Source organism: Variovorax sp. Sphag1AA (genome assembly GCF_014192575.1).
Lineage (GTDB): Bacteria > Pseudomonadota > Gammaproteobacteria > Burkholderiales > Burkholderiaceae_C > Variovorax.
In genome coordinates this window covers 536,228-558,846 of the sequence record NZ_JACHYC010000005.1, presented here as the reverse complement: position 1 = coordinate 558,846, position 22,619 = coordinate 536,228, and the positions used below count along the sequence as shown (strand labels likewise).

The following is a 22,619-nucleotide window of genomic DNA, read 5'->3' as shown; positions in this document are numbered from 1 at the left end:
CACAGACTTACAAACAGTTCACATGGCGCATGGAGGATGAAGGCTCCAGCAACTCAAAGGAGTCCTCCATGAAAAAACTCGCTGTCACCCTGGTCATGGGAGCCGCATCTTTCCTGACGCTTGGTACTGCAGTCATGGCGCCGACCAGCGCGATGGCGCAGCCGGTGATCTCGGTGCAGGTCGCACCGCCGCCGCCGCGTCATGAACCTGTCCCGCCGCCGCGTCGGGGCTATGTCTGGGCGCCGGGCCACTACGAGTGGAACGGCCATCGCTATGTGTGGAACAACGGCAACTGGATGCGCGAACGTCCTGGCTACGCCTATCGCTCACCGGAATGGCGTGAACACAATGGCCGCTGGGAATACCAGTCCGGCCGTTGGGACAACGACCGCGACGGCGTGCCGAACCGGTACGACCGCCGTCCGAACGATCCGAACCGTAGCTAGAACAGGCGGAACACCAGGGGCATGAGGAGTGCAGCCAGCACTACCTGCATGCCCAGTGCCAACCCTGCGTAGGCACCCGCATCGGCGTTGACGTGCAAGGCACGTGCAGCGCCGATGCCATGTGCGGCAGTGCCCAGGCCGAAGCCGCGCGCCGCAAAGCCCGTGGGGCTGGTGCTGATCCGCAGCATGTCGAACAGATACTTGCCCGACAGCGCGCCGATCATTCCGGTGAGCACCGCGAAGACCGCCGAGAGCGCGGGAATGCCGCCAATCTTTTCCGAGATGCCCATCGCGACCGGTGCGGTCACCGACTTCGGTGCGAGCGACAGCACCACGTCATGCGGCAATCCGAGCGCCCACCCCAGGGCGACCGCCGAACCGCCGGCTGCTGCGCCGCCGAGCAGCGATGCAAGCAAGATCCGGCCGAAGCGCGCGCGCAGTTCGGCGCGACGCTGCCACAGTGGCCATGCAAGCGCGACCACCGCCGGGCCCAGCAGGAAGTGGATGAACTGCGCACCCGCGAAATAGGTCTGGTAGTCCACCCGCGTGAGCAGCAGGCCGCCCGCCAGCACGATCACCGACCACAGCACCGGATTGGCCCAGGGCGCGCCACCGAGTCGCGCGTAAATCGCCGTTGCAATCAGATAGACGACCAGCGTCGCGGTGAGGCCGAAGAGCGGCGTGGCGGAAAGATAGATCCAGAGTTCGACGAAGCGCGGCACGGTGATCCTCAGGGCTCGTTTCGCGGTTCGCTCTTGCGGTCGGGCCACCAGAGCACCAGTGCAGTGACGCCGAGCCCGATCCACGTCGACAACGCGATGATGATCAGCATGCGGCCGCCGTACTGGCTGAGCAGTGCGAGATGCGTCATGACGCCGACACCGACCGGCACGAAGAGCAGCGACAGGTGCGTGAGCAGAAAGCCCGCGCATTCGGCGACGGGTTCGCGAACGACCGGGAAGCGCAGGCCCACGAGCATCAGCATCATGCCGAGCACCGGACCGGGGAAGGGCAGCGAAAGCCCGCGCGAAAGAACTTCGCCAATCGACTGGAACACCAGCAACCAGGCCAAGCCTTGCAGTCCCTTCATGCTCAGAAACGCGGAATGTCCGCGAAGGGCTGCGGCTGGCCGGCGCGGAAGACCTGCTTGCCGTATTCGGCGCAGCGCTGCAGCGTCGGGATCACCTTGCCGGGGTTGAGCACACCGGTCGGGTCGAACGCGCGCTTGATGCCGAACATCTGCTCGTTCTCTTCGGGCGTGAACTGCACGCACATGCTGTTGAGCTTTTCGACGCCCACGCCGTGCTCGCCCGACACGGTGCCGCCCATCGCGACGCTCGTTTCGAGGATGTCGGCGCCGAACAGTTCGCAGCGGTGCAGTTCGTCCGGGTCGTTGGCATCGAACAGTACCAGCGGATGCAGGTTGCCGTCGCCTGCGTGGAAGACGTTGCAGCAGCGCAGGTTGTATTTCTTCTCCATGTCCTGGATCGCGAGCAGGATGTCGGCGAGCCGCTTGCGCGGGATCGTCGAATCCAGGCACATGTAGTCGGGGCTGATGCGGCCGGATGCGGGGAAGGCGTTCTTGCGGCCGCTCCAGAACTTGAGGCGCTCGTCCTCGTTCTCGCTGCAGGCGATCGCGGTGGCGCCGCAGCCGCGCAGCACTTCGGTCATGCGGCTGATTTCTTCTTCGACCTCTTCGGGCGTGCCGTCGGATTCGCACAGCAGGATCGCGGCAGCGTCGAGGTCATAGCCGGCGTGCACGAAATCCTCGACGGCAGCAGTCATGGGCTTGTCCATCATCTCCAGCCCCGCCGGGATGATGCCGGCAGCGATGACCGCAGCGACTGCATCACCAGCTTTGCGCACGTCGTCGAAGCTGGCCATGATGCAGCGCGCGAGTTGCGGCTTGGGGACGAGCTTCACGGTGACTTCGAGCGTGACCGCGAGCATGCCTTCGCTGCCGATGACCAGCGGCAAGAGGTCGAGGCCGGCGCAGTCGAGCGCCTCGCCGCCGAATTCGACCGGTTCGCCTTCCGCTGTGAAGCCGCGCACACGCAAGACGTTGTGCAGCGTCAGGCCGTACTTCAGGCAATGCACGCCGCCCGAGTTCTCGGCGACGTTGCCCCCGATGGTGCAGGCGATCTGGCTCGACGGATCGGGCGCGTAGTAGAGGCCGAAAGGCGCGGCCGCCTCGCTGATCGCGAGATTGCGCACGCCGCACTGCACGACCGCAGTGCGGCTCACCGGGTCGATCTTGAGGATGCGGTTGAACTTGGCGAGCGAGAGCGTCACGCCCATTGCATTGGGCATCGCGCCGCCGGAGAGCCCGGTGCCCGCACCGCGCGCCACCACGGGCACACCGAGTGCGTGACAGGCCTTGAGCACGGCTGCGACCTGCGCTTCGGTTTCCGGCAATGCGACCACCAGCGGACGCTGGCGATAGGCAGTGAGTCCGTCGCATTCATAGGGGACCGTGTCCTCCGCATTCCAGATCAGCGCATGCGCCGGCAGGTGCGGCTGCAGCGCCTGGACGATCCGGGCCTGCCGTTCGGACTTTTCCAGCGCCGATTGCTGGAGAGGCGTGGTGGGCGCGTTCATGGTGAATCCCCCCTGCGTGGACGGGTTGGGGCTACTTGAAGACGACCGTGCGATGGCCGTTCAACAGCACACGATGCTCACTGTGCCACTTCACGGCGCGCGCGAGAACCTGGCTTTCGGTGTCGCGGCCGCGTGCGGTGAGGTCTTCCACGGTGTCGGTGTGGTCGACGCGCTCCACGTCCTGCTCGATGATCGGGCCTTCGTCGAGATCGGCGGTCACGTAGTGGGCCGTTGCGCCGATGAGCTTCACGCCACGGTCGTGCGCCTGGTAGTAGGGCTTGGCGCCCTTGAAGCTGGGCAGGAACGAGTGGTGGATGTTGATCGCACGGCCCGCCAGCTTGGTGCAGAGGTCGTTGCTCAGGATCTGCATGTAGCGCGCGAGAACCACGAGGTCGGCGCCTTCGGATTCGATGATTTCGAGCTGCTTTGCCTCGCCCTGCGCCTTGGTGGCCGCCGTCACCGGGATGTGGTGGAAGGGCACGTTGTAGCTCGCCGCGAGCTGGTAGAAGTCGCGGTGGTTCGAGATGATCGCGCGCACGTCGATGGCGAGCAGGCCGCTCTTCCAGCGGAACAGCAGGTCGTTGAGGCAGTGGCCTTCCTTGCTGACCAGGATGACCGTCTTCATCGGCTCGGCGGCCGCGTAGAGCTTCCAGGTCATCGTGAACTTCGTCGCCAGCTCGGCGATCTGCTCGCGCAGCGCGGCTTCGCTCTGGTCGCAGGCGAAGCGCACGCGCATGAAGAACAGGCCCGTGCCGTGGTCGTTGTACTGCGCCGCTTCTTCGATGTTGCCGCCGCGATCGAGCAGGAAGCCGGAGACGGCGTGGACGATGCCGGTGCGATCGGGGCAGGAAAGGGTGAGGATGTAGGCGGAGGTCATAAGCCCGGCGATTGTCGCAGGGAGCCCAGACTGGGATGCCGGTGCCAAAATGCCCCTTTCCGGCAAGAACTCATCCGCAGGAGCGATTCATGGCTTACAACGATTTCAGCATGGACAACCAGTGGTTGCCCTTCACCCCCAATCGCCACTTCAAGAAAGACCCGCGGGTTTTCGTGGCGGCGGACGGGATGGAGTTCACCACGCACGACGGGCGCAAGGTGATCGACGGCATCTCCTCGCTCTGGTGCGTGGGCGCCGGCCATAACCGCAAGCCGATCAACGAAGCGATCAAGGCGCAGCTCGACACGCTCGACTACGCGACCGCCTTCCAGGTGAGCAACGACAAGGCCTTCAGGGCCGCCGAGATGATCAGCGCGATGGCGCCCGGCGATCTGAACAAGGTGCTGTTCTGCAATTCGGGCAGCGAGGCGGCGGATACCTCGCTCAAGGTGGCGCTTGCCTACCACCGCGCGCGCGGCGAAGGGCACCGCAACGTCTTCATCGGCCGCGAGAAGGGCTATCACGGCGTGGGCTTCGGCGGCATGTCGGTGGGCGGCATCCCGGGCAACCGCAAGGTGTTCGGATCGGCCTTCCTACCGCGCGTGGACCACATGCGCTTCATCCACGACCCGGTCAACCACGCCTACATCCACAACCAGGAACCGGTGTGGGCCGAGGACGCGCTGGCCGACCTCGAGCAGCGCATCCTGCCGCTGCACGACCCGAGCAACGTCGCCGCGATCATCGTGGAGCCGATCGCCGGCTCGGCCGGCTGGTACATCCCGCCGAAGGGCTACCTGCAGAAGCTGCGCGAGATCTGCGACAAGCACGGCATCCTGCTGATCTTCGACGAGGTCATCACCGGCTTCGGTCGCATGGGCACCAACTTCGCGTCGGACTACTACGGCGTGGTGCCGGACATGCTGAATTTCGCCAAGTGCGTGACCAACGGCGTGATCCCGCTCGGCGGCGTGATCTGCCGCGACAAGCTCTACGACGCGATGATGAACACCTCCGCGCCGGAGCACGTCGTGGAGTTCTTCCACGGCTACACCTATTCGGGCCACCCGGTGGCCTGCGCGGCGGCGATCGCGACGCTCGAGCTGTTCCAGAAGGAGCAGCTATTCAAGCGCGCCGGCGAAATGGGCAAGGTGCTCGGCGATGCCTTCCACAGCGCATTCAAGGGGCTCCCCAACGTGATCGGCATCCGCAGCCTGGGTCTGGCGGCGGCAGTGGAACTCGCGCCGATCGCGGGCCTGCCGGGCAAGCGGGCCTACGAAATCTTCCTCGACTGCTTCCACAAGGGTTCGCTGGTCCGGCCGGCGGGCGACGTGCTGGTGATCGCGCCGCCGTACGTGGTCGAGAAGTCGCACATCGACACGCTGGTCAACACGCTGGCGGATTCGATCAAGAAGCACGCTTGACCGGCGGGCGGAGCTCCGCGCAGTAGTCTTTCTCAGGCACGGGCGGTGTGGGCCATGCGGCATCGAAGATGTCCGTGGTGCCGCGCGGCGCGCCGGCCTGCATCTGCACCACCTTGACCGACACGTCGTTCGGCAGGTGCTGCGGCACGCCGAGCGCCTTGTTCGTGTGCCCGGCGCCGCTGACCAGCAGCACCGTCTTGCCGGGCGCACGTGCCTTGACGATCGTCTGGGCCATGGCTCGGTCGCGCGCGATCTGGATCCGGGTCATCGGCACGATCTGGGATTCGGGCAGCAAGTCGCAATGGCCGGCGCGCACGGCGTCCTGCTGCGCGGTGCGCGCTTCGGCAGTCAGTTGGGCGTCGAGCGATACGTCGGCCATCGCATCCTTCATGTGCTCGCGCGGCAAGTTTGCGCCCACTACCGGCACGCCCGCGTGTACTGCTGCCATCACGGCGGGCCCGTAGGCACTCCAGGGCCAGGCCTTCTCGTTCCAGCTGAGGGCGGTCTTGACCTGTTCCTCGGTCGCATCGCGGGGCAGGTAGCCCGTCGCGTTGCCTTCCTCCGCCATTTCGATCGCCAGGGCGGCGAGCCGGCCCTTGGCGGCAAGCGCCTCGACGGTTTCGCGCTCGATCACCTGATGTTCCGGCGCGTCGTGCTGTTCGCCCAGGAGCAGTGCATCGACCGGCATCAGCGCATCGACGCGACGCGCGGTCGGCGCATCGGTGGACGGCGAAGTCGCGCAGGCCACGAGCATGGCGGCGCCGACGAGGGGAACAAGGCGATGGAGGGCGCGGCTGCGAAGAATGGGCATTCCGTACTATGCCCCGGCGTGCGCGCAAATGAAAAGGAGCGCCGCGGCGCTCCCGAAAGGTGCGATGTCAGTGCACAAGGACTGGGGTGTGCGCCAGTTCGGCGTAGCCTTCCAGGGTGTCTTCGACTTCTTCCTGCGTGGGCGTATTGAGCTGCCAGGCGGCGATCTGTTGCTGGAAGAGCTCGGCCCAGGAACCATCGAGATAGACCTCCTTGCCCGAGCGCTTGTCGACGATTTCGAAGCCGTGGCGCGCCAGCGCAGGGACATTCGGTGCCACCGGCGCATCGCCTTCAGTCGGCTGCACGTGCACGACGACGAAGGAGTCGGAGTCGTAGAGCATTTGCATTGCGGGTCCTGTGAGGATATCGATAGCGTTCATGATCGTTAGATAGCAATCAACGCACCAGTTTCAATATCCGTCGTCACAGCGTAGGAACGCGCCTGTATCTTTTTGTGACTTTTTACTTGACCGGGACCGAAAGCGGCTCCGGATCGTCCAGCCAGGCGACCATCAGGGTGTACGACACCGCCAGAAGCACCGGCCCGACGAAGATCCCGACCAGCCCGAAGCCGAGCAGCCCGCCGATGACCCCCGCGAAGATCAGCAGCAGCGGCAGATCCGCGCCGCGCTTGATCAGCCAGGGGCGCAGGAAGTTGTCCATCGTCCCGACGATGATGGTCCAGACGAGCAGGAAGATGCCCCAGCCGGTCGATCCGCTCCAGAACACCCAGACCACCGCCGGCGCCAGCACCAGCGTAGGGCCGATCTGCACGATGCAGAACATGAACATCACCGCGGTCAGCAGGGCCGCGAAGGGCACGCCGGCAATCGCCAGGCCGATGCCGCCCATGACGGCCTGCACGATCGCCGTCACGCCCACCCCGAGCGCGACGCCGCGGATCGCCTTGCCGGCCAGCACGACCGCTCCCTCGCCGCGCTCGCCGCCGAGCTTGCGGCCAAACTGCCGCATCGTGGCCGCCGCGGCTTCGCCCTGGGCATACATCAGGCCCGCGATGACGACCGTGAGCAGGAACTGCAGCGTCAGCGCGCCCACGACCCCCGCTTGCGCGAACAACCAGCCGGTCACCTGCTTGGCATAGGGCGCAACCTGGGATTCGAGCCCGGACACACCGGAGGCGACCTGCGCGTTCCAGGCTGCGGTCAACCTCGGCCCGACGAAGGGCAGGCCGGCGAGCCACGCCGGCAGCTCTGGCGGCCCCCGGCTGATCAGCGCCTTGAACCACGAATAGACCTCGTCGGCGTTCGCGGCGATGGTCGAGATCGCCATCGTCAGCGGCAGCACGAACAGCAGCAGCAGGATCAGCACCATCACCAGCACCGCGAGGCTGCGGCGGCGCCAGAGCTTCTCCTCGAACCACAGCAGCGCCGGCCAGCTCGCCACGACCACCATCGCGGCCCAGATCGTGGCGCCGAGGAACGGGCGGAGGATCCAGAGCGACGACGCGATGAGGAGCGCAATGCTCAGGACGCCAAAGGTGATCTTGGCCAGATCGGATCGGATATCAGGCATGGTGCGGCGGCGCTAGTTGCTTGAACGCCTCGCAGTGTCACCGAAGTCGGCCGGCTCAGGGCCGATTGATCGTCACGCCATCGGCGCTGCCCAGGCGTCGTAGCCGTAGACCCAGTCGGCGTTGCCGCCGGACTTGAGCCACTGGTTGCCGCGCGAACCGATCTGGATGTTGCTCGCGCGTTCGATGCGCATGGCTTCGTAGCGCGCCAGTGCGGCCGGCACGTCGGCCGCGTTGCTGACGTCCGCGAGATTGCGCGACAGCACCACCGCGTCCTCGATCGCCATGCCAGCGCCCTGCGCCATGAACGGCATCATCGGATGGCACGCATCGCCCACCAGCGTCATGTGGCCGTTGGACCAGTTCTTGAGCGGATCGCGCTCGTACAGCGCTGTCTTGAGCACCGTGTCGCAGGCATCGAGCAGCGCGCGCGCATCGGGATGGAAGTCGGCATAGAAGCCGCGAAGCTCCTCCACGCTGCCGGCGGTAGTCCACGATTCCTCGTGCCACGAATCCTGCGCGGTGGTGGCAAAGATGAAGGTGTCGCGCCCCTGGTTGAGCGGGAAGGTCACGATCTGGCTTTCCGCCGTCGGGCCCCACCACTTGGTGAAGGCGGCGATGTTCGGCACGTCCTTGACGCGCTCGGTCGGCACCACTGCACGGAAGGCGACCACGCCGGTGAAGCGCGGGCTCTCCGCGCCGAACATCGCATTGCGCACCACGGAGTGGATGCCGTCGGCGCCGATCAGCACGTCGAGTTCGGTGGCTTCGCTCTGGTCCTTGAAACGGATGCTCACGCCCTTGTCGGTCGCCACGATCGATTCGGCGCGCTTGTCGAAGCGCACGCGATCCAGCGGAAACGCGTCGGCCAGCGCCGCGAGCAGATCGGCGCGATGGATCGTGAGCTGCGGTGCGCCGTACTTGCGTTCGGCTTCGTCGCTCATCGGCAGGCGCGAGGTCTCCTCGCCGGTGTCCCACATGCGGCTGATGCGATGCGTGGGGCGAGCGCCCGAATCGCGCGCCGCGCGGGCAATGTCGGGACCGAGTCCGTCCAGCGCCCGGACCGCGTTCGGCGTGAGGTTGATGTCCGCGCCGACGCGGAAGAACTGCTTCGCCTGTTCGAAGACGACGACGTCGTGCCCCGCCTGATGCAGCGCGTTCGCTGCCGCCAGACCGCCGATGCCCGCGCCGACGATGCCGATTTTCAATTGACCCATGGTGTCTCCAGTTGTGTGAGGAATGGGGAAGTCGATATGTCAAGATCGCTTCCCGATGAGGTGGGTCGATTCTTCGGAAAGGGCCGCCGAGCCTCAACCGCCGTGCGTCCGCAAAGAGGCACGATTCATCCCACCCCTACGCACCGGCCGCCGGAGCAGCGAATCTTGGACGTCCTGAGCGAAGTGCTCGCCATCTGCCGATCGGAACGCGCGGTGACCGCGCGCTTCTCGCTCGGCGCGCCTTGGGGGCTGCACTCGGACGGCGTGCCGGGCGCGATGATCCGGCTGTCCCGGGGCGCGCCTTACTGGATCCGGCTCCATGGCGGCAAGCCGATCCGGGTCGAGAGCGGCGATCTGGTGATGCTCCCGCTCGGCGTGGCGCACACCATGTCCTCGTCGCCGGATGCCCCGGTCGAACCTTTTTCGGAACTCATCGCGCAGCACGCCGACGGTCCGAAGGACGAGAACCCGCTGGTCTTCAGCCACGGTGGTGGCGGCGAGACGACCGAAATCTTCTCGGCGCTGCTGTGGTTCTCCGCGTACTGCCGCCATTCGGTCTTCCGCATGCTGCCGCCGCTGATCCACATCCGCGAAAGCGACATGCCGATGGCCGGATGCCTCGCGACGACCATGCAGTCGCTCATCATGGAAACGCTCGACCGCCGTCCTGGATGGCGGCTCTCGGCGGGGCGCATGGGCGAACTGCTGCTGGTCAACATCCTTCGCGAACGGCTCGGCCACCAGGCGGCGCAAGACCCGGGCTGGCTGCGCGGGCTGACCGATCCGGCGATCGCGCGCGCGATCATGGGTATCCACCGCGCGCCGCAGCAGGCGTGGAGCGTGGAGCAGTTGGCCAGCGAGGCGGCGATGTCACGCTCGCGCTTCTGCGCACGCTTCAAGACGCTGGTCGGCGACACCCCGATCGGCTACCTCACCGCCCACCGCATGGCGCTGGCGGCCGAGCAGCTCGAAGCCGGCGCGCTGCATCCGGCGCATATCGCCGAGCAGGCGGGCTATGAGTCGGAGAAGGTGTTCGCGCGAGCCTTCCGCCGCTGGTCCGGCCTCACGCCCAGCGCCTACCTGCGACGCGAACGCGAGCGCCGCAGCCGCGTGCTCGAGATCCAGGCGCGCGAGGCCGGCGAGGCCTGAGCGCTACATCGACACCTTCTCGCGCAACTGCAGGTCGATGAAGTCGCCGTTGGGTTGCGTCTGGCGGATGCGTACGGGCAAGTAGCCGAGTTCGGGCGCGAGCCACAGTTCTATCTTGTCGTCGAACGGCTTTCGCGGACTGCGCGTGAGCTTGCGCGCAGTGAACTCACCCGCCTGGACCGCGACCTGTTCTTCACCTGACAACGTGAAGGCCCAGATCTCCGCATCGCTGGTCCCGACTGTCTGCACCGCGATGACCGAATTCGGCGGATAGCGGCCCGGGTCGCCCGCCATCAGCGCCCCGAGCTGGAGAACGACGCTCAGGCGGTCCTGCGCACCCGCCAACAAGGGCACGGCGGGCGAGTTGTTGCTGAAGATCACCGTCTTCTGGTCGCGCACGAAATGCGAGGCGACCTCGGTGCGGCGCTTGTCCGAATAGCGCAGGGGCTCGATGCCTGTCGGCCCGATCACGCCGGTACTGCGCGTGCTGCGGAAGGTCATGAACAAGAACTTGATCGACAGGCTCGCGTCGTAGTGCGTGCCGTCCTGCTGCCAGACCAGATCGCCGAAGGCGCCCTGCATCGGCTGGGCACCTTGCTGGGCGGTCGCGGCGAAGGCGAGCCGGACCGATCCTGAAATCCGCAGCGGCGCCGAGACGGGGATGTTGCCGCCCGTATCGCCTTCGCCGGTGCCGGTGCCCTGGCCGGTGCCGGACGATGCGTCTCCGGGTGGCGACTCCTGCGGCACTGGCGCTGTTTCGGGCGGGGCTTGCGAGACCAGGTCCTGCGAGTCTGGTTGAGTCGGCGCAGCGACCTCTGGCGCGGGTGCCGGAGCCGGCGCCACCGGCCGGGGACGTGCGACCGGATGGGGACGCGGCTTCGGCGCTGGCTTGGCCTCGACCTTCGGTGGAGGCGCTGGCGCGGGCGGTTCGCTGACTGCGGGCGGCGCAACGATGATGGTCCGCGTGATGAACTTGTCGACCGATGGCGTCGACGGTGCGCCCACGATGACGGGCGCCAGCCCCAATACCGCCAGATGCCCGGCCAGCACGATCGCCGTGACCACCGCCAGCGTGCGCCAGCGCGGACGCGGCGCATAGGAGTCGGGGAGAAGGGCGGATGTCGGCATCGGGAGTCGGATCCGGTGCCGGCCGCGAGGTTCACCTCGGTACACTGCCGCCCGGTCAATCAGTTTAGTAGCGATGCCGCGCCGGCATCCGCCGCCACCCATGAAACTCGCCACCCTCAAAGACGGCTCGCGCGACGGCCAACTGGTCGTCGTCTCTCGCGACCTGACCAGTGCCCACTACGCCACCGGCATCGCCAACCGCCTCCAGCAGGCGCTGGACGACTGGGGCTTCATCGGCCCGCAGCTTCAGGATCTCTACGACTCGCTCAATGCCGGGCGCGCCCGCCATGCGTTTCCGTTCGATCCGACCCAGTGCATGGCGCCGCTGCCGCGCGCCTACCAATGGGCGGATGGCTCGGCCTACATCAATCACGTCGAGCTGGTGCGCAAGGCGCGCAACGCCGAAGTGCCGCAGAGCTTCTACACCGACCCGCTGATGTACCAGGGCGGCAGCGACGATTTCATCGGCCCCTGCGACCCGGTGGTCGTGCCGAACGAAGCCTTCGGCATCGACTTCGAGGCCGAGATCGCCGTCGTCACCGGCGACGTGAGGATGGGCGCCACGCCGGCGCAGGCACTCGACGGCATCCGCCTCGTGATGCTCGCCAACGACGTCAGCCTGCGCAATCTCATCCCCGCCGAGTTGGCAAAGGGCTTCGGCTTCTTCCAGAGCAAGCCCGCGACGTCGTTCAGCCCGGTCGCGGTGACGGTCGACGAACTCGGCGACGCCTGGCAGGGCGGGCGCGTGCACCTCACGCTGCAGAGCACCTGGAACGGCCGCAAGGTCGGCATGTGCGACGCGGGCGAAGAGATGACCTTTCACTTCGGCGAACTCATTGCGCACATCGCCAAGACGCGCAACGTGCGCGCCGGCAGCATCGTCGGCAGCGGCACGGTGAGCAACAAGGGCGTCGAGAAGGACGGCCGCATGGACTGGCCCAAGGGCTACAGCTGCATTGCCGAGAAGCGTTGCATCGAGACCATCCAGGACGGCCAGCCCAGCACCGAATTCATGAAGTTCGGCGACACCATCCGCATCGAGATGAAGGGCAAGGACGGCCACACGATCTTCGGCGCGATCGACCAGGAAGTGGTGTCGCCCGCTAGCGCAGCGGCCAACGCCGCCGGCTGACCTACCCGGCCTTCCGCTTCGCTTCGAGGTAGGTTCGTATCTCGTCGATGTCGTGGAGATCGACGATCCGGACCTCGCGGAACGCCTTGCTGCGCATCCGGACTTCGTTGGCGAACGCATTCGCCTGCGAGCGGTACATCCGCGCCTTCTCCGTGGCGGTGGCTGTGTTGTTCATGTAGCCATCGATCACGCGCTCCGCAGTGAGCAGCGTGGTCGGGATGTCGAAGTAGAGATCGCGCTTGCCCTTGAGGGACCAGAGCATGGGCCGGCCCTCCGCGCCGCCTGATGGGTCGCTCTGCTCGCACCCCGCGCCGAACACATGGCGGACATTGGCAATGTCCAGCCCATGGAACGAGTTGTGCGGCACCAGCAGCTCCACGGTGAATGGCCCGAGCTTGGCTTCATGCTCGCGGCGCCGCTCGACGAACGGCCTGATCGCCTGCTCGAAATAGCCGATCGCGAGCGAGGAAGCAGGTGCCCAGCGCGGAAGGAAATCCGCCGAGCGTTCCTTGATGAGTGCCACGATCCGCTGCAAGGCGGCCTCCAGGCTCTTCTTGTCCGAGAACCGCAGCCGCTGGATGCCGCGGATGTCGCCGGCGACATGGCTCGCTTCGCCCTTGCCGACCTGCTCGAGGATGAACACGCGCTTCGTGCCGATGTGGCCGTAGAAAAGGCCCAGCTCGAAAAGCACGTTGTCGCGCACCGTGATCTTGGTGTTCTGCGCCTTCGCGTCCTCTACTTTCTTTAATGATTCCGCGACCGTCTGGCGCAGGTCGTCCTGGCTGAAGACGAGGATCGCCCATTCGGAGGTCTTGGCCGCGAGGTCGAGGATCTGATAGGTCTCGGCGCCGATGTGCCCTTCGAACCAGTCGCCCCAGAGGTTGATGTTCAGGGGTGGATCGAGCGCTGCCTTGGAGAAGATCTCCTTCAGCAACGGAACGAACTGCTTGTTCTTCGCGAGGAACTCCGATGAACTGCCGACGAAGACGTCATTGGGGGTGTCTTGCATGCTTCCTCTCTCCGGCTCGTTGATGAACGGAAGGCGATTGGATTGTGGGTCATGCGTGCGGCCCGCGCAGCAGCTCTTTCAGCGTCTTGATCCCCAGCCGGCGGAACGCGCGGTACTGGTGCGTGCGCGCCGTGGTGAGCTCGATGCCGACTTCGCGCGCGGCCTCCTTGGCGGTCTTTCCGGCGAGCAGATGGCCGATCACCTCGCGTTCGCGCAGGCTCAGCACCAGCAGGCGCGAGGCGAGCAGCGGTTCGGCGGCTTCGTGTCTTGCGGCAGTGCTGCGGGCGTGCGCGACAGTGGCATCGGCCAGCAGCTGCGCATGCGCTTCGAGGTGTTCGAAATCCTCGTTCCCGAAGTCCGGCTGCGCAAGGCTCCGGTAGAAGCTCACTGCGGCGCGCTGGCCCGTCGGCAGCAGCACCAGTACCGAGGCCCGCTCGCGGATGCCGACGTCGGTGTAGCAGGCCGCACGAAAGTCCGGATCGACCACGTCCTCGGCCGTGTGGTGCCCCATCCAGAGCTGCGGCTTTTTCGGAAGCTTGCGCGATGCGAGCCAGGCCATGTTCGGATCGAGCAGGTCGAAGCGTTCCGCCACGTAGCGCTCGGCCGTGCGCTCGGCGGTGGTGCCGTAGGTGCTGGCCGCGGAAACGGTCTCGATGCGGCCCGAGGCGCTCGCCGCGAACACGGTGCAGAAGGTCACCGGCAGCACGCGATGCATGGCGGAGAGGTAGCTGGCTGCGAGATGCGATGTGCCGATGCCGGCCAGCACGCCGCTGACCAGCGCGGGCGACAGAGTGGGTTGATCGGCTTCGCGGACAGGCCAGCGCTTCATCTGATTTGGCGGATTCGGGTTAACACCTCGTACGAAGTTATGACATTGCGCGATTCATCGCATCAGGACAATCCCGTCGCATGAACACCGCCGCCGTCTCTCCTCCCGCCGCGCGTGCCGGCGATGCCGCGACAGGCCCGCTGCCGCCGGTCGCAGGCGATCTGCCGCCGTCTGTCGGCGCTTTCGACTACACCCGTTTCGACCCGCGCCTGCCGGCGCTCGAAAGCGGCATCGAGCCCGGCAGCCATCCGGTCGTGATCGCCGGCGGTGGCCCAGTCGGCATGTCGCTCGCGCTCGGGCTGGCCAACCACGGCGTGCGCAGCGTGATCCTCGAAGCGGACGACACCGTCTGCGTGGGCAGTCGCGCGGCCTGCATCTCGCGCCGCAGCCTGGAGATCGTCGAGCGCCTCGGCGCGCTGCCGGCCTTCCTGTCGAAAGGGTTGCCGTGGACCGGCGGCCGCAGCTTCTACAAGACCGATGAAGTCTTCCGCTTCGAGATGCCGACCAGCGCGCAGCAGAAGCTGCCGCCGATGATCAATCTAGAGCAGTACTACATCGAGCAGTACCTGCTGGACGAGATCGTGCGCCGCAACGCGGCAACGCCAGGGTTGATCGACATCCGCTGGGGCACCGAGCTGACCGGCTTCAGCGAGGAAGGCGAGGGCGTCTTGCTGTCGGCGCGCAATGCGCTGGGCGCCTACCAGTTGCGCGGCCAATGGCTGGTCGGCTGCGACGGCGGGCAGAGCTTCGTGCGCAAGTCGCTCGGCCTCAATCTCGAAGGCACGGCCTACGAAGGCCGCTACGTGATCATCGACATCGAACTGCACAGCGACCACCCGACCGAGCGGCGCGCGTGGTTCGATCCACCGTGGAACCCCGGCTCGACCGTGCTGATGCACAAGCAGCCCGACGACATCTGGCGCATCGATTACCAGTTGCGCGTCGGCCAGAGCACCGAAGAAGCGCTACAGCCTGCGGCGGTGACCGAATTCGTGCAGCGCCATCTCGATGCGATCGGCGAAGGTCACCTGCCGTGGAAGACGGTCTGGACTTCGGTCTACCGCGCTGGCGCGATGACGCTCGAGAACTACCGCCATGGCCGCGTGCTGTTCGCCGGCAATGCCGCGCACGCGATGCCGATCTTCGGCGTGCGGGGTCTGAACTCGGGCTTCGACGATGCCGACAACCTCGCGTGGAAGCTGGCGCATGTGGTGCGCGGCTTCTCCGATGTCGCATTGCTCGACAGCTATTCGCAGGAGCGCATCGCCGCCTTCCACATCAACGCCGAAAGCGCGATGCGCAGCACGGAGTTCATGTCGCCGCCTTCGCGTGGCTTCGACCTGCTGCGCGAGGCGGCGCTGTCGCTGTCGGGCGCGCATCGCGGCATCGCGAACCTGATCAATCCGCGGCAGACGCAGGCGGTGGAGTACCGCGATTCGGTGCTCTCCACCGAGGGCAGCGAGCTGACCGAAGGCCCGCTCCCTGGCGAGGCAATGCCGGAGCAGCCGCTCGGACACGACCTGCATCTGACCGACTGGCTGCGGCCGACCTTCATGGTGCTCGTGCTCAACATCGACGAGGTCGACAAATCGCTTGCCGCCGAGATCGCCGATGCGCAGGCCGGCCCGCTGGCCGTCAATGTCTGCGAACTGCCGTCCCGCAGCGCCGATGCATCGGTGTTCGCCGCGCTCGGTGCGCAGCAGGGCGCGGTGTATCTGCTGCGCCCCGACGGCCACATCGCCGCGCGCTGGCGTCGCGTGCCCAAGGGCGCGTTGCGGCGCGCGCTCGCGCGTGCTTCCTTCCTTGTCGAAACGGAACGCTCATGACTGCCCTCCAACACGACGCGCGCGATCGCGTGTATGCCGAATGCGCCCGCGCCATCAGCGAGGCCGGCGCCGAGCGAGAATCGCTCTTCCTCGCGCGGCTGGCCCTGCTGCTGTTCGAGCAGGTCGGCGATGAAGAACGCTGCCGCGCCGCACTGGCGCAAGCGCTCGACGGCCTGCCCGTGCCATCGCTGTCCGCCGGGAACTGACGCTTTTCATTCCAACATCCAGAACACCAGGAGACCAATCGATGGATCGCAGAACTCTGCTCACCACGCTCGCCGCAACGGCAGCCGCAGGCGTCGCGCCGTGGGCCCGGGCCCAGGACTACCCCACCCAGATCATCAAGTGGGTGGTGCCTTACCCCGCGGGTGGCGGCACCGACGTGATCGCGCGCACGCTGTCCGAAGCCATGCGCCAGACGCTGGGCCAGCAGATCGTCATCGACAACCGCCCTGGCGCATCGACCAACATCGGCGCCGAGATCGTGGCCAAGTCCAAGCCGGACGGCTACACGATCCTCTCGGCCGACAACGCGGTCCTGGCCTTCAACGAGCACCTGTTCAACAAGCTGCCGTTCAGTCCCGAAAAGGACTTCACCTACATCGGCGCGATCGGCAAGTTCCCGCTCGCCCTGGTGGTGCATCCGGACTTCCCGGCGCAGGACTTCAAGGCTTTCCTGGCCTACGTGAAGGCCAATCCGGGCAAGGTCAACTACGCATCGCCCGGCAACGGTTCGCCGCACCACCTGGCGATGGAACTGTTCAAGAACCGCACCGGCACCTTCATCACGCACATCCCCTATCGCGGCGCCGCGCCGGCGATGGCCGACGTGATGGGCGGGCAGGTCCCGTGCATGTTCCTCGACCTCGCCTCGGGCCTGTCGATCATGCAGGGCAAGAAAGTGCGCGTGCTGGCGATCGGCTCGGGCGCGCGCTCCAAGCTGCTGCCGGATGTGCCGACGCTGGCCGAAGTGGGCGTGCCCAACTCGGAAGTGTTCGCCTTCCAGGGCATCCTCGGCCCGGCCGGCATGCCACCCGCCGTCGTCAACCGCCTCAATGCCGACCTGAACAAGGCCTTTACCACGCCCGCGGTGCAGAAGCGCTTCACCGATTTCGGCATGGAAGCGATGCCCGGCTCGCCGCAGCAGTTCTTTGCGCTCTCGCGCGCGGAGTCGCAGCGCTGGGGGCCGATCATCAAGGCGGCGAACATCAAGCTGGACTGATTCCAGCGCTCACTGGCTCGTGAAGGCCTTTCGCGAGCCATCCTCGAACACCTGGTCGTCGCGTTCGAGCTTGCCGGTGGCGTCCCACGCGCGCTCGCGCGTGATGCGGCCGTTTTCGTCATAGATCGACTCGGCGATCAGCATGCCCTTTTCGTTGAAGCGCTGGTGTGTGCCGATCGGCGTCTGGCGGAAGCGGTCGGTCGCCACATAGCGGCCCACTGCGGCGCGCTGGCCGTTGTCGTAGTACTCGGTGATCTCGATGAGCCGGCTGCCGCCGTCCACGCCGTAGATGGCCTTGCTGCGCGGCTGTCCGTTCAGGTAGAAGCTTTCGTCGGTGACCGGATCGCCGGTGCCGTTCCAGCGCTGGTCGCGCACCAGCGTGCCGCGCTCGGAGAACTCCTGGTCGCGTTGCCGGATCGCACCGCGCTCGGTCAGCAGCGACACCACTTCGCGGCGCTTGACGCCTTCGGACGAAAAGCGCCGCTCGGTGCGCTGGTTACCGGCGAGTTCGTCCTGCGCCGCGGGCTTGCCGTTGTCGTAGAAGTCTTCGCTGCGCACGCGCTTGCCCGAAAGGTACGAAAGGCGCGATCGAAGGATGCTCTTGCCGTCGAAGAGCTCGACCTGCGACGGCGCGCTGCCGAAGCCGCAGAGCTTCGCGTCGTCGGCGACCGGCGAGAGCACCGGCTTGTCACCACAGCGCAGCGCCGAGAGCTGGCCCCGCTCGGTGAACTCGACAAAGGCGCGTTCGCCCGCCGAATCCGCGAAGTAGGTCGCGCGGCGCAACTGCCCCGAGGGATAGAAGCTGCGGACGAGCCCGATCTCGTGGCCGTCGTCGTAGTTGGCTTCGCGCAGCACCTTGCCGTTGGGTGCGAACTCGCGCGCCGGGCCCTGCATGTTGCCGGCCGCGTTCACGCTGTATTCCTTCGAGAGCTTGCCCTTGTCGTAATAGCGCACGACGCCCTGGAAGGTGCCGCTCTGGATCTGCTGCTCGCGCATCAGCTCGTGGCTGTCACGGTCCTTGCAGCGCATCAGGCCCGACTTGCCGGCGGTCGTTGCGCCGTTGGCCGGGTTCACGGCGACCCCGTTGATCTCGCAGTCCTGCACCGCGTGCGCCGCGCCATGCGCGAGCAGCATCGCGGCCGCGATCGGACTCGCGACACGCACGGAGAGCGCCGTGCGGAGCGTCATGTGGCGTAGACGGTGTCCAGCGACCGGAAGCCCTTGACTTCGATCGGATTGCCGAAGGGATCGCAAAAGAACATCGTCCATTGCTCGCCCGGCTGGCCCTCGAAGCGGACCTGCGGGCGGAGCACGAAATCGGTCCCGGCGGCCTCGAGCCGGTCGGCCAGGGCGCGCCACGCGGGCAATTCGAGCACGATGCCGAAGTGCGGCATCGGCACCATCACGTCGCCCACGCGGCCGGTGCGCGCAGTGGCGAAGGGCTCGCCGAGATGCATCGAGATCTGGTGCCCGAAGAAGTCGAAATCGACCCAGGTGTTGGTGCTGCGGCCTTCGTCGCAGCCGAGCACGTCGCCGTAGAAGCGCCGGGCTTCGTTGAGGTCGCGCACGTTGAAGGCAAGGTGAAAGATAGACATGTGACTTTCTGTGTCCAGTGAGTCATTTTCCACAAGCAGGGGGTCCGTGGCGAGTCCAATCCATAATGCCTGCCCATGTATCCCCTGCGCCGCGCCCGCCGCCTCGTCAGCTTCGTGCTGATGTGGTTCGCGTTGTCGCTCGGCGTGGCGATTGCTTCGCCGGTGGTGCATCCGCAAGCCATGGAGCTTCTGTGTTCCGGCTCCGGCGCGGTGAAAGTGGTCGTGCATACCGACGACGGCATCCAGGAAATGGGCACCACCCATCTCGATTGCGCAATGTGCCTCGTGGCCGGCGCGCCGCCGCCGTCACCCGTCGTCTCGCTCCCTTCGGCGCAACCGCTCTCGCATGCGGTGCAGTCGATACCGGCCGCGCGTCTTGCCGCGGCCACTGCCGCGCCGCTGCCTGCGCGCGGCCCTCCCGGCCTGCTCTGACATTGATCGGCCTTGCCTCGTGCGGCGCTTCTCTGGGCGCCCGCGACGGCTTTCCCGCAATTGATCGGCGTTCGTCTGCGAGCGCCGAGGAGCAGTTTTCAGATGAACAAGAAAACCATGCTGTCGCTTGCCGTGGGCGCAGCATTTCCCTGGCTGGCAGGGCCCGCGCTCGCGCAGGGCGCGTCCGGCAGCACCGCGGACGACGCGCCTGAGCGGGTCAAATCGCTGGGCGTGGTGACCGTGACCGGCGGCCAGCCGACTTCGCTGCCGACGCAGATCCCGACCACGATCGAGGGCATCACGCGCGAGGAGATCGAGACGCGCATCAACGCGACCGACAGCGAGGACGCGCTCAAGTACTTCCCGAGCCTGCTGGTGCGCAAGCGCTATATCGGCGACTACAACCACGCGATCCTCTCCACCCGCGCTTCCGGCACCGGCAACAGCGCGCGGTCGGCGGTGTATGCCGACGGCATCCTGCTGTCGAACTACCTCGGCAACGGCATCGCCAACGGCACCAACTACGCGCCGCGCTGGTCGATGGTCGCGCCGGAGGAAATCGAACGGGTCGACGTGATGTACGGGCCGTTCTCGGCCGCCTACCCGGGCAATTCGGCCGGCGCTGTGGTCGACTACGTGACTCGCATGCCGACGCAGCTCGAAGCGCATGTGAAGGCGGGCTTCTCGTCGCAGCCCTTCGATCTCTACAACACCCACCAGACCTTCAACAGCTGGCAGACCAGCGCATCGATCGGCAGCAGGAGCGGCGACTGGTCATGGTGGATCGACATCAACCGAACCGACAGCCAGGGGCAGCCGTTGACCTTCACCACTGCCACGGTGGCCTCGGGCACGCGGGGAGGCGCTGGTACGCCGGTCACCGGCTGGGTGCCGGGGCTGAACACGACCAACACGCCGTGGTACATCCTCGGCACCGGCACCCAGTACCACACGGTGCAGGACCACGCGAAGCTGAAGCTGGCGTACGACTTCTCGCCGACCGTGCGCGCGACCTACACGCTCGGCTGGTGGCAGAACAGCGCCGAGGGACGGCCGGAAAGCTACCTGAGCAACGCCGCCGGCCAGCCGGTCTATAGCGGCCTGGTCAACATCAACGGACGCAGCTTCAACCTCGCGCCGACGGCCTTTCCGCTCACCAACGACGAGCAGACGCACTACATGCACGGCCTCTCGGTCAAGAGCAACACGCAGGGCGAGTGGGATTGGGAAATTGCGGGCAGCCTCTACGACTATGCGACCGACCAGCAGCGCGCACCGACGATCGCGCTGCCGCTCGCGGCCGTCGGCGGCGCGGGCACCTTGCAGGACCAGGGCGGCACCGGCTGGAACACGCTCGCGGCCAAGGCGACCTGGCGGCCGCAGGGCGTGGGTGGTGCGCACATCGTCGACTTCGGCATCGGCCGCGACGCCTACAAGCTGCAGATCCTGAAGAACAACGTGCTCGGAAGCTGGCTCGACGGCGCGCCGTTCTCGCCGGTAAGCAACGTCGGGGGCCGCGCCGAGACGCTCAGCGCCTGGGCGCAGGACACCTGGTCCTTCGCTCCGAAGTGGAAAACGGTGCTGGGGCTGCGCTACGAAGACTGGAAGACGACCGACGGCTTCACGTCGACCGCCAGCAGCTTCCTCGCCTACCCCGAGCGCAGCGAGTCGGACGCCTCGCCCAAGGCCGCGCTGGCTTACCAGTGGACGTCGGACACGGTGCTCAAGGCGTCGGTCGGCCGCGCGGTGCGCTATCCGACGGTCGGAGAGCTCTACGGCGCGACGTCCGGTGGGGCGCTGTCGTTCATCAACGACCCCAACCTGAAGCCCGAGAAGTCGTGGACCAGCGAACTCTCGGCCGAGAAAGACCTGGGCAATGGCATCGCACGCGCGACCTTCTTCCACGAGACGACCGACGATGCGCTCTACAGCCAACTCATCCCGAACACGAGCATCTCGAGGGTGCAGAACGTGGACAAGGTGCGCACCAACGGACTGGAGTTGGCCTACACGGGCGAAAACGTCTTCGTGCGCGGCTTGGACCTCGGCGCGAGCCTCACCTATGCTGATTCGAAGATCGTCGCCAATGCGGCCTTTCCGGCCAGCGTCGGCAAGTGGCAGCCACGCGTGCCGCAATGGCGCTCGACGGTCTACGGCACCTACAGGCCCGATGCGCAATGGGCCTTCACCGTGGCCGCGCGCTACAGCGGCAAGCAGTATTCGAACCTCGACAACAGCGACGTGAACGGCTTTGCCTACTTCGGCGCGAGCAAGTACTTCACCGTCGATTTGCGGGTTCGCTACCAGATCGACCGGCGCTGGGCAGCGGCGTTCGGCGTCGACAACGCCAACAACTACCAGTACTGGAATTTCCACCCGTATCCACAGCGCACCTACTCCGCAGAACTTCGCTACGACCTCTGATCCAACCTTTCACGAAAGTCTCCGATGAACACGCCCATGAACGCATCCTTCTCCCTCCGCCAACTCGCTGCCTGCATCGTGCTTGCCGGCTCTGGCAGTGCCTTCGCGCACGTGACCCTGCCGCCCGGCGGTGCCACCGCCGGCAGCGAATACGAAGCCGCTTTCCGCGTCGGCCACGCCTGCCAGGGCGCCAAGAGCACGACCGGCATCACCGTGCGCCTGCCCAAGGGCTTTGCCTTCACCGATGCGCAGGCGCGCAAGGGCTGGAAGCTCGAAGCGCCGCCGGCCGGTGACAACGGCGGCGAAGTGCGTTGGACGGCGGAGAACGCCGCGGCGGCACTGCCCACCACCGAACGTGCCGACTTCGTGGTGCGCGGCAAGCTGCCCACCACCCCGGGCGTGCTGTGGTTCAAGGTGCTGCAGAACTGCGACAACGGCAGCGCGGACTGGGCGCAGATTCCCGCAAGCGGCACCTCCACCGCAGGCCTCGAAAGCCCGGCCGCGCGGCTCGACGTGCTGGCCGCCGGTGTCGCGCCAGTCGATGTGCGCGATGCATGGATCCGCGCTTCGGTGCCGGGCCAGAGCGGCTCCGGCGCCTTCATGAAGCTCAGCGCGCCTTCCGGTGCGCGCCTTGTCGGGGCATCCACTCCGGTGGCAGGCGTCGCCGAAGTCCACGAGATGAAGATGGAAGGCGACACCATGCGCATGCGTGGTCTCCCGAGCCTCGAGCTGCCCGCGCGGCAGACGGTCGAACTCAAGCCCGGCGGCTATCACCTGATGCTGATGGATCTGAAACAACCGCTCGTCAATGGAACGACCGTACCGCTGACGCTGCTCTTCGAAGATGCGAAGGGTCAGAAGAGCTCGCTCGAGATCAAGGTGCCGGTGCAGACAGCCTCCGGAACGGCCGCGGCAGGCGAGCACAAGCACTGACGCTTGGAGTAAGCTGCCCCGCACAACAACTCTCATC

The 22,619-nt window shown here is 66.5% G+C and carries 23 protein-coding genes; 10 read left to right on the top strand and 13 right to left on the bottom strand.

Going from position 1 to position 22,619, the window contains the following annotated elements; translation table 11 throughout:
* Positions 1-68 precede the first annotated feature (68 nt).
* The gene (locus FHW64_RS22205; RefSeq protein ID WP_184530206.1) at positions 69-446 is read left to right on the top strand and encodes a YXWGXW repeat-containing protein; all 378 of its coding nucleotides are present in this window, start codon (positions 69-71) and stop codon (positions 444-446) included.
* Here the strand turns inward: FHW64_RS22205 and FHW64_RS22200 are convergent.
* The 4 genes from FHW64_RS22200 to purU are packed head-to-tail and all read right to left on the bottom strand — an operon-like array spanning position 443 to position 3,921.
* Positions 443-1,168 carry an LrgB family protein gene (locus FHW64_RS22200; protein ID WP_184530204.1) on the bottom strand — a complete coding sequence of 242 codons (726 nt, stop codon included), beginning with the start codon at positions 1,166-1,168 and terminating at the stop codon, positions 443-445. The two genes, FHW64_RS22205 and FHW64_RS22200, sit on opposite strands and share 4 nt — an antisense overlap.
* An 8-nt stretch (positions 1,169-1,176) precedes the next feature.
* Complete coding sequence (locus FHW64_RS22195) at positions 1,177-1,536, bottom strand: CidA/LrgA family protein (protein ID WP_184530202.1); 360 nt, start codon at positions 1,534-1,536, stop codon at positions 1,177-1,179.
* A gap of 2 nt (positions 1,537-1,538) precedes the next feature.
* Positions 1,539-3,044, bottom strand: a complete 1,506-nt coding sequence (locus FHW64_RS22190) for an FAD-linked oxidase C-terminal domain-containing protein (protein ID WP_184530200.1) — start codon at positions 3,042-3,044, stop codon at positions 1,539-1,541.
* Positions 3,045-3,075: 31 nt separating this feature from the next.
* Positions 3,076-3,921 carry a formyltetrahydrofolate deformylase gene (purU, locus tag FHW64_RS22185; protein WP_184530198.1) on the bottom strand — a complete coding sequence of 282 codons (846 nt, stop codon included), beginning with the start codon at positions 3,919-3,921 and terminating at the stop codon, positions 3,076-3,078.
* A gap of 89 nt (positions 3,922-4,010) precedes the next feature.
* Here purU and FHW64_RS22180 point away from each other — a divergent pair, with 89 nt between their 5' ends.
* Complete coding sequence (locus FHW64_RS22180; protein WP_184530196.1) at positions 4,011-5,345, top strand: aminotransferase class III-fold pyridoxal phosphate-dependent enzyme; 1,335 nt, start codon at positions 4,011-4,013, stop codon at positions 5,343-5,345.
* Here FHW64_RS22180 and FHW64_RS22175 read toward each other — a convergent pair.
* From FHW64_RS22175 to FHW64_RS22160, 4 genes are all read right to left on the bottom strand, one after another.
* A complete protein-coding gene (locus FHW64_RS22175) occupies positions 5,329-6,156 on the bottom strand; it encodes a ChaN family lipoprotein (RefSeq protein ID WP_184530194.1) in 828 nt (275 codons plus the stop codon). The two genes, FHW64_RS22180 and FHW64_RS22175, sit on opposite strands and share 17 nt — an antisense overlap.
* A 67-nt stretch (positions 6,157-6,223) precedes the next feature.
* Positions 6,224-6,502 carry a DUF3567 domain-containing protein gene (locus tag FHW64_RS22170; protein ID WP_172843856.1) on the bottom strand — a complete coding sequence of 93 codons (279 nt, stop codon included), beginning with the start codon at positions 6,500-6,502 and terminating at the stop codon, positions 6,224-6,226.
* 115 nt (positions 6,503-6,617) lie between these two features.
* The gene (ydiK, locus tag FHW64_RS22165; protein ID WP_184530192.1) at positions 6,618-7,688 is read right to left on the bottom strand and encodes an AI-2E family transporter YdiK; all 1,071 of its coding nucleotides are present in this window, start codon (positions 7,686-7,688) and stop codon (positions 6,618-6,620) included.
* A 72-nt stretch (positions 7,689-7,760) separates the two neighbouring features.
* The gene (locus FHW64_RS22160; protein WP_184530190.1) at positions 7,761-8,903 is read right to left on the bottom strand and encodes an FAD-dependent monooxygenase; all 1,143 of its coding nucleotides are present in this window, start codon (positions 8,901-8,903) and stop codon (positions 7,761-7,763) included.
* A gap of 165 nt (positions 8,904-9,068) precedes the next feature.
* Here FHW64_RS22160 and FHW64_RS22155 point away from each other — a divergent pair, with 165 nt between their 5' ends.
* Positions 9,069-10,052: an AraC family transcriptional regulator gene (locus tag FHW64_RS22155; protein ID WP_184530188.1), complete on the top strand. Its 984-nt coding sequence runs from the start codon at positions 9,069-9,071 to the stop codon at positions 10,050-10,052.
* A gap of 3 nt (positions 10,053-10,055) precedes the next feature.
* On the opposite strand, the gene FHW64_RS22150 is transcribed toward FHW64_RS22155, so the two are convergent.
* Positions 10,056-11,180 carry a DUF3108 domain-containing protein gene (locus FHW64_RS22150; RefSeq protein WP_184530186.1) on the bottom strand — a complete coding sequence of 375 codons (1,125 nt, stop codon included), beginning with the start codon at positions 11,178-11,180 and terminating at the stop codon, positions 10,056-10,058.
* Between the two features lie 100 nt (positions 11,181-11,280).
* Here FHW64_RS22150 and FHW64_RS22145 point away from each other — a divergent pair, with 100 nt between their 5' ends.
* Positions 11,281-12,312, top strand: coding sequence for a fumarylacetoacetate hydrolase family protein (locus FHW64_RS22145; RefSeq protein ID WP_184530184.1), 1,032 nt, complete (start codon positions 11,281-11,283; stop codon positions 12,310-12,312).
* Position 12,313: 1 nt separating this feature from the next.
* Here the strand turns inward: FHW64_RS22145 and FHW64_RS22140 are convergent, their stop codons facing one another.
* Positions 12,314-13,321 carry a TIR domain-containing protein gene (locus FHW64_RS22140; RefSeq protein WP_184530182.1) on the bottom strand — a complete coding sequence of 336 codons (1,008 nt, stop codon included), beginning with the start codon at positions 13,319-13,321 and terminating at the stop codon, positions 12,314-12,316.
* A 49-nt stretch (positions 13,322-13,370) separates the two neighbouring features.
* Positions 13,371-14,150 carry a LuxR C-terminal-related transcriptional regulator gene (locus FHW64_RS22135; protein WP_184530180.1) on the bottom strand — a complete coding sequence of 260 codons (780 nt, stop codon included), beginning with the start codon at positions 14,148-14,150 and terminating at the stop codon, positions 13,371-13,373.
* 80 nt (positions 14,151-14,230) lie between these two features.
* On the opposite strand from FHW64_RS22135, the gene FHW64_RS22130 reads away from it, so the two are divergent.
* From FHW64_RS22130 to FHW64_RS22120, 3 genes are read left to right on the top strand one after another with little or no spacing between them, the layout of a single operon-like run.
* Positions 14,231-15,976, top strand: coding sequence for an FAD-dependent monooxygenase (locus tag FHW64_RS22130; RefSeq protein WP_184530178.1), 1,746 nt, complete (start codon positions 14,231-14,233; stop codon positions 15,974-15,976).
* Positions 15,973-16,182: a DUF2783 domain-containing protein gene (locus FHW64_RS22125; RefSeq protein ID WP_184530176.1), complete on the top strand. Its 210-nt coding sequence runs from the start codon at positions 15,973-15,975 to the stop codon at positions 16,180-16,182. Before FHW64_RS22130 ends, FHW64_RS22125 begins: the two co-directional genes overlap by 4 nt.
* 41 nt (positions 16,183-16,223) lie before the next feature.
* Positions 16,224-17,198 (top strand): tripartite tricarboxylate transporter substrate binding protein, encoded by a 975-nt coding sequence (locus FHW64_RS22120; RefSeq protein ID WP_184530174.1) that lies wholly within the window; start codon positions 16,224-16,226, stop codon positions 17,196-17,198.
* Between the two features lie 9 nt (positions 17,199-17,207).
* Here the strand turns inward: FHW64_RS22120 and FHW64_RS22115 are convergent, their stop codons facing one another.
* Complete coding sequence (locus tag FHW64_RS22115) at positions 17,208-18,386, bottom strand: toxin-antitoxin system YwqK family antitoxin (protein WP_260306231.1); 1,179 nt, start codon at positions 18,384-18,386, stop codon at positions 17,208-17,210.
* Positions 18,383-18,793, bottom strand: a complete 411-nt coding sequence (locus tag FHW64_RS22110) for a VOC family protein (RefSeq protein ID WP_184530172.1) — start codon at positions 18,791-18,793, stop codon at positions 18,383-18,385. Before FHW64_RS22110 ends, FHW64_RS22115 begins: the two co-directional genes overlap by 4 nt.
* Positions 18,794-18,868: 75 nt before the next feature.
* On the opposite strand from FHW64_RS22110, the gene FHW64_RS22105 reads away from it, so the two are divergent.
* From FHW64_RS22105 to FHW64_RS34875, 3 genes are all read left to right on the top strand, one after another.
* A complete protein-coding gene (locus tag FHW64_RS22105; RefSeq protein ID WP_184530170.1) occupies positions 18,869-19,225 on the top strand; it encodes a DUF2946 family protein in 357 nt (118 codons plus the stop codon).
* Between the two features lie 102 nt (positions 19,226-19,327).
* Positions 19,328-21,649 carry a TonB-dependent receptor gene (locus FHW64_RS22100; RefSeq protein WP_260306227.1) on the top strand — a complete coding sequence of 774 codons (2,322 nt, stop codon included), beginning with the start codon at positions 19,328-19,330 and terminating at the stop codon, positions 21,647-21,649.
* 24 nt (positions 21,650-21,673) lie between these two features.
* Positions 21,674-22,582: a copper chaperone PCu(A)C gene (locus FHW64_RS34875; RefSeq protein WP_184530168.1), complete on the top strand. Its 909-nt coding sequence runs from the start codon at positions 21,674-21,676 to the stop codon at positions 22,580-22,582.
* Positions 22,583-22,619: the final 37 nt, after the last annotated feature.

Bases quoted from the DNA above. Each gene is read 5' to 3' on its own strand.
- FHW64_RS22160 (WP_184530190.1), bottom strand. From the start codon at position 8,903: ATGGGTCAATTGAAAATCGGCATCGTCGGCGCGGGCATCGGCGGTCTG.
- FHW64_RS22100 (WP_260306227.1), top strand. From the start codon at position 19,328: ATGAACAAGAAAACCATGCTGTCGCTTGCCGTGGGCGCAGCATTTCCC.
- FHW64_RS22170 (WP_172843856.1), bottom strand. From the start codon at position 6,502: ATGCAAATGCTCTACGACTCCGACTCCTTCGTCGTCGTGCACGTGCAG.
- purU (WP_184530198.1), bottom strand. From the start codon at position 3,921: ATGACCTCCGCCTACATCCTCACCCTTTCCTGCCCCGATCGCACCGGC.
- FHW64_RS22180 (WP_184530196.1), top strand. From the start codon at position 4,011: ATGGCTTACAACGATTTCAGCATGGACAACCAGTGGTTGCCCTTCACC.
- ydiK (WP_184530192.1), bottom strand. From the start codon at position 7,688: ATGCCTGATATCCGATCCGATCTGGCCAAGATCACCTTTGGCGTCCTG.
- FHW64_RS22195 (WP_184530202.1), bottom strand. From the start codon at position 1,536: ATGAAGGGACTGCAAGGCTTGGCCTGGTTGCTGGTGTTCCAGTCGATT.
- FHW64_RS22175 (WP_184530194.1), bottom strand. From the start codon at position 6,156: ATGCCCATTCTTCGCAGCCGCGCCCTCCATCGCCTTGTTCCCCTCGTC.
- FHW64_RS22135 (WP_184530180.1), bottom strand. From the start codon at position 14,150: ATGAAGCGCTGGCCTGTCCGCGAAGCCGATCAACCCACTCTGTCGCCC.
- FHW64_RS22115 (WP_260306231.1), bottom strand. From the start codon at position 18,386: ATGACGCTCCGCACGGCGCTCTCCGTGCGTGTCGCGAGTCCGATCGCG.
- FHW64_RS22130 (WP_184530178.1), top strand. From the start codon at position 14,231: ATGAACACCGCCGCCGTCTCTCCTCCCGCCGCGCGTGCCGGCGATGCC.
- FHW64_RS22150 (WP_184530186.1), bottom strand. From the start codon at position 11,180: ATGCCGACATCCGCCCTTCTCCCCGACTCCTATGCGCCGCGTCCGCGC.
- FHW64_RS22205 (WP_184530206.1), top strand. From the start codon at position 69: ATGAAAAAACTCGCTGTCACCCTGGTCATGGGAGCCGCATCTTTCCTG.
- FHW64_RS22145 (WP_184530184.1), top strand. From the start codon at position 11,281: ATGAAACTCGCCACCCTCAAAGACGGCTCGCGCGACGGCCAACTGGTC.
- FHW64_RS22140 (WP_184530182.1), bottom strand. From the start codon at position 13,321: ATGCAAGACACCCCCAATGACGTCTTCGTCGGCAGTTCATCGGAGTTC.
- FHW64_RS22120 (WP_184530174.1), top strand. From the start codon at position 16,224: ATGGATCGCAGAACTCTGCTCACCACGCTCGCCGCAACGGCAGCCGCA.
- FHW64_RS22190 (WP_184530200.1), bottom strand. From the start codon at position 3,044: ATGAACGCGCCCACCACGCCTCTCCAGCAATCGGCGCTGGAAAAGTCC.
- FHW64_RS22125 (WP_184530176.1), top strand. From the start codon at position 15,973: ATGACTGCCCTCCAACACGACGCGCGCGATCGCGTGTATGCCGAATGC.
- FHW64_RS22110 (WP_184530172.1), bottom strand. From the start codon at position 18,793: ATGTCTATCTTTCACCTTGCCTTCAACGTGCGCGACCTCAACGAAGCC.
- FHW64_RS34875 (WP_184530168.1), top strand. From the start codon at position 21,674: ATGAACACGCCCATGAACGCATCCTTCTCCCTCCGCCAACTCGCTGCC.
- FHW64_RS22105 (WP_184530170.1), top strand. From the start codon at position 18,869: ATGTATCCCCTGCGCCGCGCCCGCCGCCTCGTCAGCTTCGTGCTGATG.